The organism is Tenacibaculum sp. SZ-18, assembly GCF_002813915.1.
Classification (GTDB): Bacteria; Bacteroidota; Bacteroidia; order Flavobacteriales; family Flavobacteriaceae; genus Polaribacter.
This window is the reverse complement of sequence record NZ_CP019335.1, coordinates 3,923,003-3,936,201: the sequence shown is the minus strand read 5'-3', so window position 1 is coordinate 3,936,201 and position 13,199 is coordinate 3,923,003. Positions and strand designations below refer to the sequence as shown.

Annotated in this window: 11 protein-coding genes; all 11 read left to right on the top strand. The window is 29.4% G+C overall.

Annotation, left to right across the window (positions count from 1 at the left end):
- Nucleotides 1–108: 108 nt before the first annotated feature.
- The 11 genes from BTO06_RS17940 (at nucleotide 109) to BTO06_RS17895 (ending at nucleotide 13,045) form a co-directional block, all read left to right on the top strand.
- Nucleotides 109–2,331 carry a lantibiotic dehydratase family protein gene (locus BTO06_RS17940; protein ID WP_100926613.1) on the top strand — a complete coding sequence of 741 codons (2,223 nt, stop codon included), beginning with the start codon at nucleotides 109–111 and terminating at the stop codon, nucleotides 2,329–2,331.
- A complete protein-coding gene (locus BTO06_RS17935; RefSeq protein WP_100926612.1) occupies nucleotides 2,331–3,176 on the top strand; it encodes a thiopeptide-type bacteriocin biosynthesis protein in 846 nt (281 codons plus the stop codon). The genes BTO06_RS17940 and BTO06_RS17935 overlap by 1 nt, the downstream gene beginning before the upstream one ends.
- Nucleotides 3,169–4,899 (top strand): helix-turn-helix domain-containing protein, encoded by a 1,731-nt coding sequence (locus BTO06_RS17930; RefSeq protein ID WP_100926611.1) that lies wholly within the window; start codon nucleotides 3,169–3,171, stop codon nucleotides 4,897–4,899. Before BTO06_RS17935 ends, BTO06_RS17930 begins: the two co-directional genes overlap by 8 nt.
- 128 nt (nucleotides 4,900–5,027) lie before the next feature.
- Nucleotides 5,028–5,201 (top strand): hypothetical protein, encoded by a 174-nt coding sequence (locus BTO06_RS18640; protein ID WP_157811916.1) that lies wholly within the window; start codon nucleotides 5,028–5,030, stop codon nucleotides 5,199–5,201.
- Between the two features lie 134 nt (nucleotides 5,202–5,335).
- Nucleotides 5,336–7,438, top strand: coding sequence for a prolyl oligopeptidase family serine peptidase (locus tag BTO06_RS17925; protein ID WP_198517109.1), 2,103 nt, complete (start codon nucleotides 5,336–5,338; stop codon nucleotides 7,436–7,438).
- 101 nt (nucleotides 7,439–7,539) lie between these two features.
- Nucleotides 7,540–8,439: a DMT family transporter gene (locus tag BTO06_RS17920; RefSeq protein WP_100926609.1), complete on the top strand. Its 900-nt coding sequence runs from the start codon at nucleotides 7,540–7,542 to the stop codon at nucleotides 8,437–8,439.
- Between the two features lie 30 nt (nucleotides 8,440–8,469).
- Nucleotides 8,470–9,336 (top strand): YicC/YloC family endoribonuclease, encoded by an 867-nt coding sequence (locus tag BTO06_RS17915; protein ID WP_232731492.1) that lies wholly within the window; start codon nucleotides 8,470–8,472, stop codon nucleotides 9,334–9,336.
- Nucleotides 9,336–9,923 (top strand): guanylate kinase, encoded by a 588-nt coding sequence (gene gmk, locus BTO06_RS17910; RefSeq protein WP_100926607.1) that lies wholly within the window; start codon nucleotides 9,336–9,338, stop codon nucleotides 9,921–9,923. The genes BTO06_RS17915 and gmk overlap by 1 nt, the downstream gene beginning before the upstream one ends.
- 61 nt (nucleotides 9,924–9,984) lie before the next feature.
- Complete coding sequence (gene nadD, locus BTO06_RS17905) at nucleotides 9,985–10,569, top strand: nicotinate (nicotinamide) nucleotide adenylyltransferase (RefSeq protein WP_100926606.1); 585 nt, start codon at nucleotides 9,985–9,987, stop codon at nucleotides 10,567–10,569.
- Between the two features lie 47 nt (nucleotides 10,570–10,616).
- The gene (locus BTO06_RS17900; protein ID WP_100926605.1) at nucleotides 10,617–11,483 is read left to right on the top strand and encodes a M23 family metallopeptidase; all 867 of its coding nucleotides are present in this window, start codon (nucleotides 10,617–10,619) and stop codon (nucleotides 11,481–11,483) included.
- Between the two features lie 65 nt (nucleotides 11,484–11,548).
- Nucleotides 11,549–13,045, top strand: coding sequence for a GH3 auxin-responsive promoter family protein (locus BTO06_RS17895; protein ID WP_100926604.1), 1,497 nt, complete (start codon nucleotides 11,549–11,551; stop codon nucleotides 13,043–13,045).
- Nucleotides 13,046–13,199: the final 154 nt, after the last annotated feature.

Here is a 13,199-nt window from a genome sequence, read left to right as displayed (position 1 = left end):
AACTAATGTTAAAAACCAACTTAAACCTTTATTTAACAAGTGTTTAATGTTTTTAACTTTTTGTTTTACAGAAAAAGGCTATTTTTGTATTGAGTCTCAAGAAACCAAATGAAAAAAACTACAAATCCTTATAATTTTTTAAGGAATTTTTGTTTTAGAAGTCCCGTATTGTCATTAAGTTTCTATGAAGAGTTGATTAAAAAATCTTCTCTTGAAGTTAATGATTTAATTACTTTATGGGATAACCCTGTAATTAAAGAAGCTATTTTTTTGGCTTCAAAACCACTCTATGATGAAATTGACAAAAACGTTTCAATTTCAAATTTTGATAAGCTAGCCACTTTAAAACAATCCTTTTTAAAATATCTTTTCAGAGCATCTACAAGATGTACTCCTTTTGGATTATTTTCAGGTATTGAAATTGGAGAAATTTCAGATAGTACTTCTCTAAAATTGAAACCTGTTGATTTATTTACAAGAAGAACAAGTTTTGACACAGGTTATTTATTCAATCTAGCAGCTAAATACTCAAAGGAAGAGTCGATTAAAAAAAATGCTGTGTATTACCCAAACTCTTCCTTATACTCTTACTTTAATCAATACAGATTTATTGATTATTCTTCGGAAAAAAATCAAAGAAGTTATAGTATTGAAGGTGCACACAGAAATTATTATTTAGATGCTATTATTGACAAAAGTAAAACTGGTTCAAGTTATAATGAATTAGTAGCTTCATTAATTTCTGATGAAATTAATGAAGATGAAGCAAGTAACTTTATTGACACGTTAATTGAAAATCAACTTCTAACAAATGAAATAGAGGTTAACATTACCGGAAACGAAGACACTTTTGAAACATTAATAAAACAAATCGAATCCTGTACTGCTTCTGAAGAGCTTTTATCAAGATTGAAATCATTACAAAATTCATTAGATGATTTGGATCTCAACATTGGAAATGAGATCCATTTGTATGATCAAATCATTAAAGCAGTAAAGGATTTAAATATAGACTATAACGCTAACTATTTGTTTCAAACGGATCTAAAGCTAGAATCCGTAAATAATCAATTAGATCGAAAAATTGTTTATCAAATAAAGAAAGTAATTCCGTTTTTATTAAAGCTTGACACCTATAAAGAAAATGGCAACCTCAAAAGCTTTAAAAAAAGTTTTATTAATCGTTATGAAGATCAAGAAGTATCGCTAAATGAAGTATTAGATATTGAAAGTGGAATTGGATATATTCAAAATTCTTTAATATCAGATACTACTCCGTTCCTAAAAGATATTACACCTTCTCAGAAACGAAAAACAACATATCATTTTAAATTAAATGAAGCAGAAAAGATTATTATTGAAAAATTTCTGGAGTGTAAAAACAAAAGTACTTATACATTAAATCTTAAGGACGAAGACTTTATTTCCATTGTCTCTGATATCAGAAATTTACCTGATACATTATCTGCCTTTACTGAAATTATTGAAAATGATAAAGGTAACTTTATTGTTTTACACAACTTAAGTGCTTGTGCTGGTAAATTATTAGGTCGATTTACACATATAAAAGAGATTGAAGAATATGTAAAAAAAATTACTTCAATTGAAGAAAAAATACATTCAGATAAAATCTTAGCAGAAATTGTTCATCTTCCTGAATCAAGAGTGGGAAATATTTTAAGACGTACTCATTTAAGAGATTATGAAATTCCATACATCTCTAAATCTACATTGAGTCAAGAAAATCAAATTCATGTAAACGACTTATTGGTATCTGTTAAAAATGATAGAATAATTTTAAGTTCTAAAAAACTTGAAAGAGAAATCATACCAAAACTTACAAATGCGCATAATTATACTTTAAATGCACTACCGGTGTATGAATTTTTAGCAGATCTAGAATTACAAAATCAAAGAGAGAGCATAAGTTTCACTTGGCCTTCTATTATAGCAAATCATAGCTTTTTACCTAGAGTTATGTACAAGAATATAATTTTATCAAAGGCAACATGGAAACTAAATAAAGATACTATTCCTGGTTTTTTAGAATCATCTGAAAAAGAAACACTTTCTATAATTGAAAAATGGCAAACGGAAAATAATGTACCCGATTATATCCAAATTGTTCAAAGTGATAATACGCTACTTATTAATCTAAAACATTTAGACAGTCTATTAATATTGAAAAATACACTGAAAAAAAGACGTAAAATAGAAATAGAGGAGTTTTTACAAATGAATAATAAGTTTCTACGTAATACTTATGGTGAATACTATACAAATGAATGTTTATTCACTTTCTACAACCAATTAGAACTAAATAAAAACTAATGACACAAAGAAAATTTTTATTTGGTGACAAATGGTTATATTATAAGGTGTATTGTGGAAAGAAAACAGCTGAAACAATTTTAACTAAACTCATCCAACCACTTGTAAAAACTCTTTTTGAGAGACACTTAATAGAAAAATGGTTTTTTATTCGATACGCAGATCCTCAAAGTCATTTAAGAATTCGATTTTTATTATCCAATAATAACTATGTAGGAGAAGTAAATTCATTATTCAATAAATACCTCAAAGAATATTTTGAAAATGGTTTTATTTGGAATATTCAAACAAGTGTATATAATAGAGAATTAGAAAGGTATGGATATTCTACTATTTCGAATGCCGAAGATTTTTTCTTTCTAGATAGCCAAATTTGTTTACAAGCCTTATCAATTGTTCAAAACGATGAAACGCAATTCTTGTTTTCGTTAAAATATATAGATACAATCCTTACTAGTTTTCAGTTCAACCTTAAAAGAAAATTACAATTTGCAAAAGAACATCTTGAATCCTTTAAACATGAATTTAATGCAGATAAACAATTAAACAAACAATTAAATATTAAATATCAAAAGCTACGACCTACTATTTTATCTTTTTTTAGTCTGAATAATGATTCCTTCAAGGGTTATTATGACTTAATTGATATCGACAGCCTGCATAATATTGCAGATTCTGTATTAAAAAAGCTACCAACAGAAAACATTTCGTTGGATGATTTACTATCTAGTTATATACATATGACAGTCAATAGACTATTTAGAGATAAGCAGCGCTTACATGAATTAGTTTGTTATAGTTGTCTCCAAAAATATTATCAATTAAAAATCAGCACCAATGAATAAAAAGTTAACCGTCCTATTCCTACTAATTATTCAGTCTACATTTTCCCAAAATGCTGTTATAGATTCTTTAGTCAATGAAAAGTATGAAAATCTAAAAGTAAGTTTTCAAAAAATAGAGGTTGATTCCATTACAGAATATAATCATGCCCATGCTTATTTAAAAAAGGCAAAAAAAGAAAAAAACTTAATTAGAATTGCTGATGGTTACTATTTCTTATCACGTTTTTATGATGATACTCTTTCTTTACAATACGTAGATAGTATTATTAGTCTTTCAAAGAAATTAAAAAATCACCCAAAATATCCAGCCATCGCATATGAGACTAAAGGATTAGTATTTCATCAAAAAGGAGATTTTGATAATGCTATAAAGTTTTATGTCTTAGCCTTAAATCATACACAAAACAATAGCTTTCGTCATGCAAGTGTTAAATTTGATATTGCTTCATTAAAATACAGATTAGGCTTTAGGGAAGAAGCTAAACAATTATTCAAAAGTTATTTAAATGAATTAGACAAACTCGATTATCCCAACAAAGACTACTATTATAATATAGGTATTTATGCTTATTGTGATGCATTAATTTACACTAAAAAATTAGATTCTGCACAAATCATGATTGATCAGGGAATTAAAAGAACTCTAAATAGCTCTAAAGTTGTTCTTAAGTCACGATTTAAATTAAATAACGGAATAAATTCGTATTACAAAAAAGAATATACTAAAGCTTTAAAAATTCTTAAAGAAATTTTACCTGTTATTAAAACACAAGGTGATGATTTAACAACTGCAATTAATCAATCTTATATCGGTAAAACCTATTTTGAATTAGGTAAAAAAGACAGTGCCATAGCTTATCTAAACAAAGCTCACCTGTTTTTACAAGAAACAAATGATGTTGCTCTTGAAATTTTAGATGGATACCAATATTTAATTAATCATTACAAAACTGAAAAAAAATATGACAAACAGTTACTCTACATAAATGCGTTAATGAAATTCGATTCTGTTTACAACTCAAAATCGCGTAGAGTTTCTCAACAGATTACAAAGAGTTATGAAATACCTTATCTACTATCAGAAAAGGAAAAATTAATTTCTACGCTAAAAGAAAATGAAAATAACAATAATAGTTTAAAAGTTATCTTTTTAATAATTAGTATAATTGCTGTATTCGGAATTATTTTTCTTACTAGAAGAAATTATATACTTAAAAAGCGATTTACACTTGTTGTTGAACAAAATTCAGCTCAACTTGCCTCAAAAAAACAAGATATTGAAGAAATATTAGAAAAAACTTCAATTAAAAATGAAGAAAATTCTTCTGAAAATAAAATTGAAATCACAGGAGTTTCAGAAGAAAATATCCAAAAAATTCTTTCCGATTTACAAAAGTTTGAGGACAAAGAACAATTCTTGAAAAAGAAATACACCTTATCTTCTCTTGCAAAAGAACTAAAAACAAATAGCTCATATTTATCAAAAGTTATAAATTTTAAAAAAGGGACAAACTTTGCAAACTATTTAAACAATTTAAAAATTGACTATGCAATTAATAGATTAACCACTGATAAAAGATTCAGATCATACACTATTAAGGCAATTTCCGAAGAATCGGGATTTAATAGTCAACAGACTTTTTCAATTGCTTTCCACAAGAAAACGAAACTACAACCCTCTTATTTCATAAAACAACTCGAAAAAAAACAACCAACTGAATGACAGCCGCTTAAGCTGTATTTTTTTATAAATCGAGAGCTTTAGATTTATAAATCTAAAGATATAACACTTTTTTTGATAGGTTCTATTATATAGTTTAGCTTCAGAAATAAATCTTAAAATAGAGTATAATGGGAAATCACAAAAAGAGGTTAAAGTTAGACAAGTTTAGAGTAACTAAAATTAAAAATTCAAGCGAAATTTTCGGTGGTGCTGCAAACGGTGGCGAAAACCCAGATTGTTCACTAACTAAACTTACAACTACTGCTAAAGACAAAAACAAAGGAAATAACATTGTAATTTAGTCTTTAAAAAAGAGATTATTGAAATAAACTTAATAATCTCTTTTTTTTTATTTTTACCAAACTAACATCAAATAATGCTAAAAAAAACCCCCTTCATATTAGCGCTCTTTTTTTTTCAGTGCAAAGATTATGACATGTTGAATCAAGAAGTATTAACACCTAGAATCGTTGTTGAAAATCATCATGGTAAAGAATTAACAGATCATTTCAGATATCTTGAAAACGAAAGTGACTCTACAGTTATTAACTGGTATAAAAATCAAACAAACTTTGCGGTAGAAATATTACAAAACATTACAAATAGAGAAAGAATATTTAGTTATTTTGAAAACATCAGTAATGAAGAATCAAAAGAAAAATTATCTAGCCTTTCCATAGTAAACCAGTTATACTTCTATTTAAAAGCTCCAAACTCAAAAACAACTAAAGACTTATTTTATAAGAAAACTAATAATGGAAATGAAATTCTATTATTCTCTCCTTCCGAATCAGAAAAATTTAAAAATCATGTGATTAACTACATAAAACCTAGTCCGAATGGAACAAAAATAGCAGTTAGTCTTACCGAAAATGATAAAGAAATTTCTCAAATGATTGTTGTCGATGTTGCAACCAAAGGAATATCCGCTCAAATAATAGAAAATTGTTGGCCGTCTGCACTAGGCGGAATTAGTTGGCTTCCTGATGATTCAGGCTTTTTTTATATGCATATTCCTGTAACGGATAAAAGCTCTGAGGAGTTTGCTTTAAACACAAGTTCCGTACTTTATAAATTAGGTACAGATCCAACTGACTTAAATATTATTTTATCGAGTAAGACAGGAAGTAACTTTAAAATTAAAGAAGAAGAATTCCCAATTGTTCATCTAAAAGATGATCGATATATTTTTGCTGGTATCTATAATGTGAGTGAATTTGTAGACTATTACTTTGCTCCTATTGAAGAATTAAAAAACAAGAAAATAAATTGGAAACCTCTTTATAAAAGCACCGATAAAGTAAAAGATTTTTACCTACAGAGCGATTCAATCTACTTATTATCTGCACACAAAGCTTCAAATTTTAAAATCTTAAAAGATAAAGTTTCCACGATTAAAATTGAAAAATCTAAAACATTTGTTCCAGAAAATACTTCTGAAGTTATAACAAGCATGGCCATAACTAAAGACGGTTTGTTTTATGTAACCAATAAAAATGGTATTAATGCTAGCATTCATAAAAAAGGCTTTGAAGACACTTCATCTCAAAAACTTAATATTCCACAATCAGGACATATAAATTTAAATTCATTAGGCATAACAAATGATGATTTATGGATCGTAACTAAAGGATGGATAAGTGATAATGTAAGATATAAACTTGATACAAAGTCAAACACTTTCGTCCAAGAAAGCATTGTCCATTCAACTAAAAAAGAACCAGTTGATTTAGTCGTTGAAGAAGTTGAAGTAAAATCTCATGATGGAGTTTTGGTTCCTTTATCTATAATTCATAAAAAAGGTATCAAACTCAACTCCGAAAACAGAGTCATGATAACAGGATATGGAGCTTATGGATTTTCAGACACACCTTTAATGGATAATTATATTAAAGGTTGGACAGAAAACGATGGTATTTATGCAGTTGCTCATGTTAGAGGAGGAGGTGAAAAAGGTGACACCTGGCATTTAGGAGGTATGAAGAAAACCAAACCTAATACATGGAAAGATTTTATAGCTTGTACCGAGTATTTAATTGAGAAAAAATATACATCATCTGAGAAAACTTTTGCCTGGAGTGCTAGTGCTGGTGGCGTTTTAATTGGAAGAGCCATTACCGAGAGACCCGATTTATATAAAGCCATATCGGTTAGAGCCGGAATGTTAAATGCTACTAGAGTAGAATTTGGCCCTGCCGGTCCAAATAATGTTACAGAATTCGGCACGATAAAAGATAGTCTGGAATTTGATTATCTTCTTGAAATGGATGCATATCAACATATTAAAAAAGATATTAAGTATCCTTCTATTCTTCTAACTGCTGGTTTAAACGATGGTCGAGTTGGTGCTTTTGAATCTGGTAAATTTACAGCTAAACTTTTAGCATTCAATGATAATCCTAATCTAACTTTATTAAAGATTGATAAAGAAGGTGGACATGGTTTAGACCAAACTAATACTAAAAGAATCGAAGACTTAACAGATATTCTCTCTTTTGCTTTATGGCAGACTGGACATCCAGACTTTCAGCCAGAATAACCAAATACTCTTTTATATTGAATTATTATTTTCCTATTAAAACATCTTAATAGAATTATTATAGCGAACTTTGCCGCAAATTTCTAGAAATTCATCAAACAATGAATACCAGAGTACTTGCGTTAGCAGCAGTTTCTATCGTTACTATAATTTATGGAGTTACATTTACAGTTGCCAAAGAGGTAATGCCTCACTATGTAAAACCTTTTGGATTCATTTTTATACGAGTAAGTTCGGCAATGTTGATATTTTGGCTAGCCAGTTTATTTATTAAAAATGATAAAGTTGAAAAAGGTGATTATAAATTAATAGCGTTAGCAGCTTTCTTCGGAATAGCCTTTAACATGCTTACCTTTTTCAAGGGATTAAATTACACAACTCCCATTAACGCATCTGTTATGATGGTTACCTCTCCTATTTTAGTGCTCATTTTTTCGAGTATTATCATGAAAGAGAGACCAACTATTATAAAAATTCTTGGAGTTATAATCGGTCTTGTTGGTGCTGTTATTTTAATTCTTTATAGTGGAAGCTCAAGTGGAAATGCTACAAATATGATGCTCGGTAATTTCTTAGTATTCGTAAATGCAGCATCTTATGGAATGTATTTGGTTGTAGCTAAAAAAATTGTTGGGAAATATAAACCAATAACCTTCATTCGTTGGTTGTATTTATTTGGTTTTATTTTTATGTTTCCCTTCGGAATATCTGAGTTTACAGAAATTCAATGGGATATAATTCCTACTTCAGGATATTTAAGAATAGGATTTGTAGTAATCTTTGCATCTTGTATTACTTATCTATTCAATTTATGGGCGTTATCAAAACTGAAACCAACTACCGTCAGTGTGTTTATTTATTTACAACCAGTAGTGGCAAGTATTTATGCTTTAATTGTTGGAAGTGATTATTTAGATACCATTAAAATTTCCGCTACCATACTAATTTTCATTGGTGTATACTTAGTTTCAAAACAGGCGTCTACAAGTAAAAGCAAATAATGTATCTTTACGTTTCATTAAAATCAAGGTATGATTCAATCTATGACAGGATACGGGAAATCCGTATTACAATTACCCACTAAAAAAGTTACTATTGAAGTTAAATCTTTAAACAGTAAAAATTTAGATATTAATACAAGAATTCCTTCTTTTTATAAAGAGAAGGAACTAACAATTCGCAAGAAATTGGCGAGTACTTTAGTAAGAGGTAAAGTAGATTTTTCTATTTATGTTGAAATGACTGCTGATGAAACTTCAACCTCTGTTAATAAAGGAGTGGTTTCTGAATATATTAATCAACTAAGAGAAATTGTTGTTGTAAGTTCTGATAATGATGTTGAGTTATTGAAAATGGCTGTTAGAATGCCTGATGCATTAAAAACTGAACGGGAAGAATTAGACGAAAATGAATGGTTTGAGATAGAAAAACATATCGAAGTTGCTTTAAAAGAAATTGTTCAATATAGAACTGATGAAGCGGCTTCTTTAGAAGCTGATTTTAAAAAACGTATTGCCAATATCAAAACTTGTTTAGAACAAGTTAGAGAAATGGATGGTGAAAGAATTGTAAATGTAAAACAAAGATTAGCTAAAGCTCTAGACGAATTAAAAGTAGAAGTTGATGAAAATCGATTTGAGCAAGAATTAATTTATTATCTAGAAAAGTTAGATATTAATGAAGAAAAGGTTCGTTTAGCAAATCACCTTGATTACTTTTTAGAAGCCCTAAACACGAGTGATTCTAATGGTAAAAAACTAGGTTTTATTATTCAAGAAATAGGAAGAGAAATTAACACTACTGGATCAAAAGCAAATTTTGCTCCAATGCAAAAAGTGGTAATTCAAATGAAAGACGAATTGGAAAAAATTAAAGAACAAATATTAAACGTATTGTAATGGCGAAAGAATTTAAAGGTAAATTATTTGTGTTTTCAGCACCTTCTGGTTCTGGAAAAACTACAATTGTCCGTCATTTACTTACTCAAGAAAAATTTGGATTAGCATTCTCTATTTCCGCAACTTCTCGTGCGCCACGTGGAGAGGAAATTAATGGTTTAGATTACTACTTTATTTCTAGAGAAGAATTTATCAAGAAAATTAAAAATGATGAGTTTTTAGAGTGGGAAGAAGTTTATAGAGATAATTTCTACGGAACTTTAAAATCAGAAGTAGAACGTATTTGGTCTCAAGGAAAGCATGTGATTTTTGATATTGATGTTGCAGGAGGACTTCGTATTAAAAAGAAATTTCCAAAAGAAACATTAGCTGTTTTTGTGAAACCACCGAGTGTTGATGAGTTAAAAATTCGTTTGAAGAAAAGAAAAACTGAAAGCGAAGACAAAATTAATATGAGAATTGCCAAAGCTTCAGTAGAATTAGCAACTGCTCCACAGTTTGATAAAATTATCAAAAACTACGAATTAGATATTGCACTTAAAGAAGCAGAAGAATTAGTAGGAAATTTTATTGATTTAGAAAAATAAACAAAATATTCAATATTCTCTTCGGTATTAAACAAACTCTATTTAACACAAAACATTGAATATGAAAAACATAGGGTTATATTTCGGTACTTTTAATCCCATTCATATTGGTCATTTAATCATAGCTAACCATATGGTGGAAAACTCTGATTTAGATGAAATATGGATGGTTGTAACTCCACATAATCCTTTTAAGAAAAAAAGTTCTTTATTAGAAAATCATCATCGATTCGAAATGGTGTATCGAGCTACGGAAGATTATGATAAAATTTCTCCTTCCGACATTGAGTTTAAATTACCTCAGCCAAATTACACCGTTCATACATTAGCTCATATTTCAGAAAAATACTCTTCCAATAATTTTAGCTTAATTATGGGTGAAGACAATTTAAAAAGTCTGCATAAATGGAAAAATTACGAGACTATTTTAGAGCATCATAATGTTTATGTATACCCAAGAATTTCGCAGGGAAAAGTAGAAACCCAATTTGATAATCATCCTAAAATCCATAGAGTGAAGGCTCCAATTGTAGAAATTTCTTCAACTATGGTTCGAAATGCCATTAAAAACAGAAAAAACATTAAACCGCTTTTATGTGCAACAGTTTGGAAATATATTGATGAAATGAACTTTTATAAAAAATAGTCTTCCTATTTTTTCGTTGTATATTTGGTACTCCAAACAAAGTATTCGTGGCTAAAAACAAGAAAAAACCAAGTAAGTTAAAACAAAAACTGACCGATAAATATCGCTTGGTTGTTTTAAATGAAGATACATTTCAAGAACGCTTTTCTTTGAAACTTTCTCGTTTAAATGTCTTTGTTGTTGGTGGAGTTTTTTCAATCGCAATTATTACACTTACTGTTTTTTTAATTGCATTTACTTCCTTAAAAGAGTACATTCCTGGATATTCATCAACTCAACTAAAGAAAAAAGCTACACAATTAACGTACGAAGCTGATTCTTTAAAAATTAAAATCGCCGTTTTAGAAAAATTTACACAGGCTTTAAGACCTGTCTTAACAGGTGAAATTGAACCCGATGCAATTGATTCAATTAGAAATGAATCTAAAAAAGCTGCTATAGATTACACAAAATTATCAGCTACTGAACAAGATTTAGAATTCAGGGAGCAAATTGAAAATAAGGATCGTTATGCTCTAACAGCTGGTGGTGCGGATAGAGCAAAAATTATATTTTTTGCTCCAATTACAGGTACTGTTTCCCAGTCGTTTAATGCCGCCAATAAGCATTTCGCTATTGATATAGTGGCAAAAACAGGTACACCAGTTAAAGCTGTTGCAGACGGAACTGTAATTTTATCTGGTTGGACGGCAGAAACTGGCTACACCATTACCATACAACATAGTAATAATTTTGTTTCTGTATACAAGCATAACGGAGATTTACTAAAACAACAGGGTGACTTTGTAAAATCTGGTGAAGTAATTGGAAGTGTAGGGTCTACAGGAGAACTAACGACTGGTCCTCATTTACATTTTGAGCTATGGAACAACGGTTATCCTACAAACCCAACAAATTATATTGACTTTCAATAAATGTTACAAGTCAGAAGTCGAAAACAACTATTTAAACTTCTATCTTCAAACAAAAAATAAACTATATGTCTCTTAAATCTTTTTTAGCAATTCCTTTCGCAAAACGTGCTGTAAAAAGCGTTAGAAAATGGGCTAATAAACCTTTAGAAACTCAAGAAAAAGTATTTCAAAATTTAGTTTCGGAAGGATGCAAAACTGCATTTGGAAAAGACCATGACTTTATTTCGATTAATTCTTATGAAGATTTTAAAAAACGTGTCCCTGTAAACGATTATGAAGGTTTAAGACCATACGTTGATAGAATTATAAAAGGTGAAGAAAATGTATTATGGAAGGGAAAACCGATTTACTTCGCTAAAACCTCAGGAACAACTTCTGGAGCTAAATACATACCAATTACCAAAGAATCGATGCCTACACATATTAAATCGGCTCGAAATGCTTTGTTATTTTATATCAATGAAACTAAAGACGCTTCTTTTGTGAACGGAAAAATGATTTTCCTTCAAGGAAGTCCTGTTTTAGAAAATAAAAATGGTATTAAACTAGGTCGTTTAAGTGGAATTGTTGCGCATTACGTTCCGAATTATTTATTAAAAAATAGACTACCAAGTTGGGAAACTAATTGTATCGAAGATTGGGATACAAAAGTAGATAAAGTAGTTGAGGAAACATTACCTGAAAACATGACGGTAATAAGTGGAATTCCGTCATGGGTTCAAATGTATTTTGAGAAATTAATTGAAAAAACTGGTAAGTCTATTTCTGAATTATTTCCGAATTTCAACTTCTTCATCTATGGTGGAGTCAATTTTGAGCCTTACAAGAATAAGTTCGAAGCCTTAATTGGTAAAAAGATAGATTATATTGAGTTATATCCTGCATCAGAAGGTTTCATCGCATTTCAAGATTCGCAACAGGACAAAGGAATGTTATTACAACTTGACTCTGGAATTTTCTACGAATTTATTCCTGCTACCGAATTCTTCGATAAAAACCCAACTCGTATTGCTTTAAAAGATGTACAATTAGGAGTTAACTATGTAATAATTCTAAATACTACAGCTGGACTTTGGGGATACAATATTGGTGATACTGTTGAATTTACTTCCCTCAAACCTTTCCGAATAAAAGTAACAGGAAGAATTAAACATTTTATTTCTGCTTTTGGTGAACACGTAATAGGTAAAGAAGTAGAAAAAGCATTGAATGACGCTATAAAAGGAACAGGTGTAAATGTAAGTGAGTTTACAGTAGCTCCACAGGTAAACCCTGAGACTGGATTACCATTTCATGAATGGTTTATTGAATTTGAAAACGAGCCTGATCACTTGGAAGAGCTAGCATCAAAAATAGATACTTCTATGCAAGAACAGAATATATATTATCAAGATTTAATTGAAGGTAAAGTACTACGTTCATTAATTATCAGAAAGGTGAAAAAAGGTGGATTCCATGAATACATGAAATCTGTAGGTAAATTTGGAGGACAAAATAAAATACCTCAACTTTCAGATAACAGGAAAATTGCCAATATATTAGAAAGGTTTTTAAAGGAATAAACTATGTTTAAAATTGTTACTAAAAACGGTATAAATGTTGGAGTTTTAATTGGAACAATCTTGGCCATGATAATATCTTGGGATAGAAATAAATCTGTACTCTTCGCTCTCATTCACGGAGGAGTGGGATGGCTTTATATTATTTACTATTATT

Excerpts from the sequence above, each read along its gene's own strand:
- BTO06_RS17940 (WP_100926613.1), top strand. The coding sequence starts at position 109 with ATGAAAAAAACTACAAATCCTTATAATTTTTTAAGGAATTTTTGTTTT.
- BTO06_RS17935 (WP_100926612.1), top strand. The coding sequence starts at position 2,331 with ATGACACAAAGAAAATTTTTATTTGGTGACAAATGGTTATATTATAAG.
- BTO06_RS17930 (WP_100926611.1), top strand. The coding sequence starts at position 3,169 with ATGAATAAAAAGTTAACCGTCCTATTCCTACTAATTATTCAGTCTACA.
- BTO06_RS18640 (WP_157811916.1), top strand. The coding sequence starts at position 5,028 with ATGGGAAATCACAAAAAGAGGTTAAAGTTAGACAAGTTTAGAGTAACT.
- BTO06_RS17925 (WP_198517109.1), top strand. The coding sequence starts at position 5,336 with ATGTTGAATCAAGAAGTATTAACACCTAGAATCGTTGTTGAAAATCAT.
- BTO06_RS17920 (WP_100926609.1), top strand. The coding sequence starts at position 7,540 with ATGAATACCAGAGTACTTGCGTTAGCAGCAGTTTCTATCGTTACTATA.
- BTO06_RS17915 (WP_232731492.1), top strand. The coding sequence starts at position 8,470 with ATGATTCAATCTATGACAGGATACGGGAAATCCGTATTACAATTACCC.
- gmk (WP_100926607.1), top strand. The coding sequence starts at position 9,336 with ATGGCGAAAGAATTTAAAGGTAAATTATTTGTGTTTTCAGCACCTTCT.
- nadD (WP_100926606.1), top strand. The coding sequence starts at position 9,985 with ATGAAAAACATAGGGTTATATTTCGGTACTTTTAATCCCATTCATATT.
- BTO06_RS17895 (WP_100926604.1), top strand. The coding sequence starts at position 11,549 with ATGTCTCTTAAATCTTTTTTAGCAATTCCTTTCGCAAAACGTGCTGTA.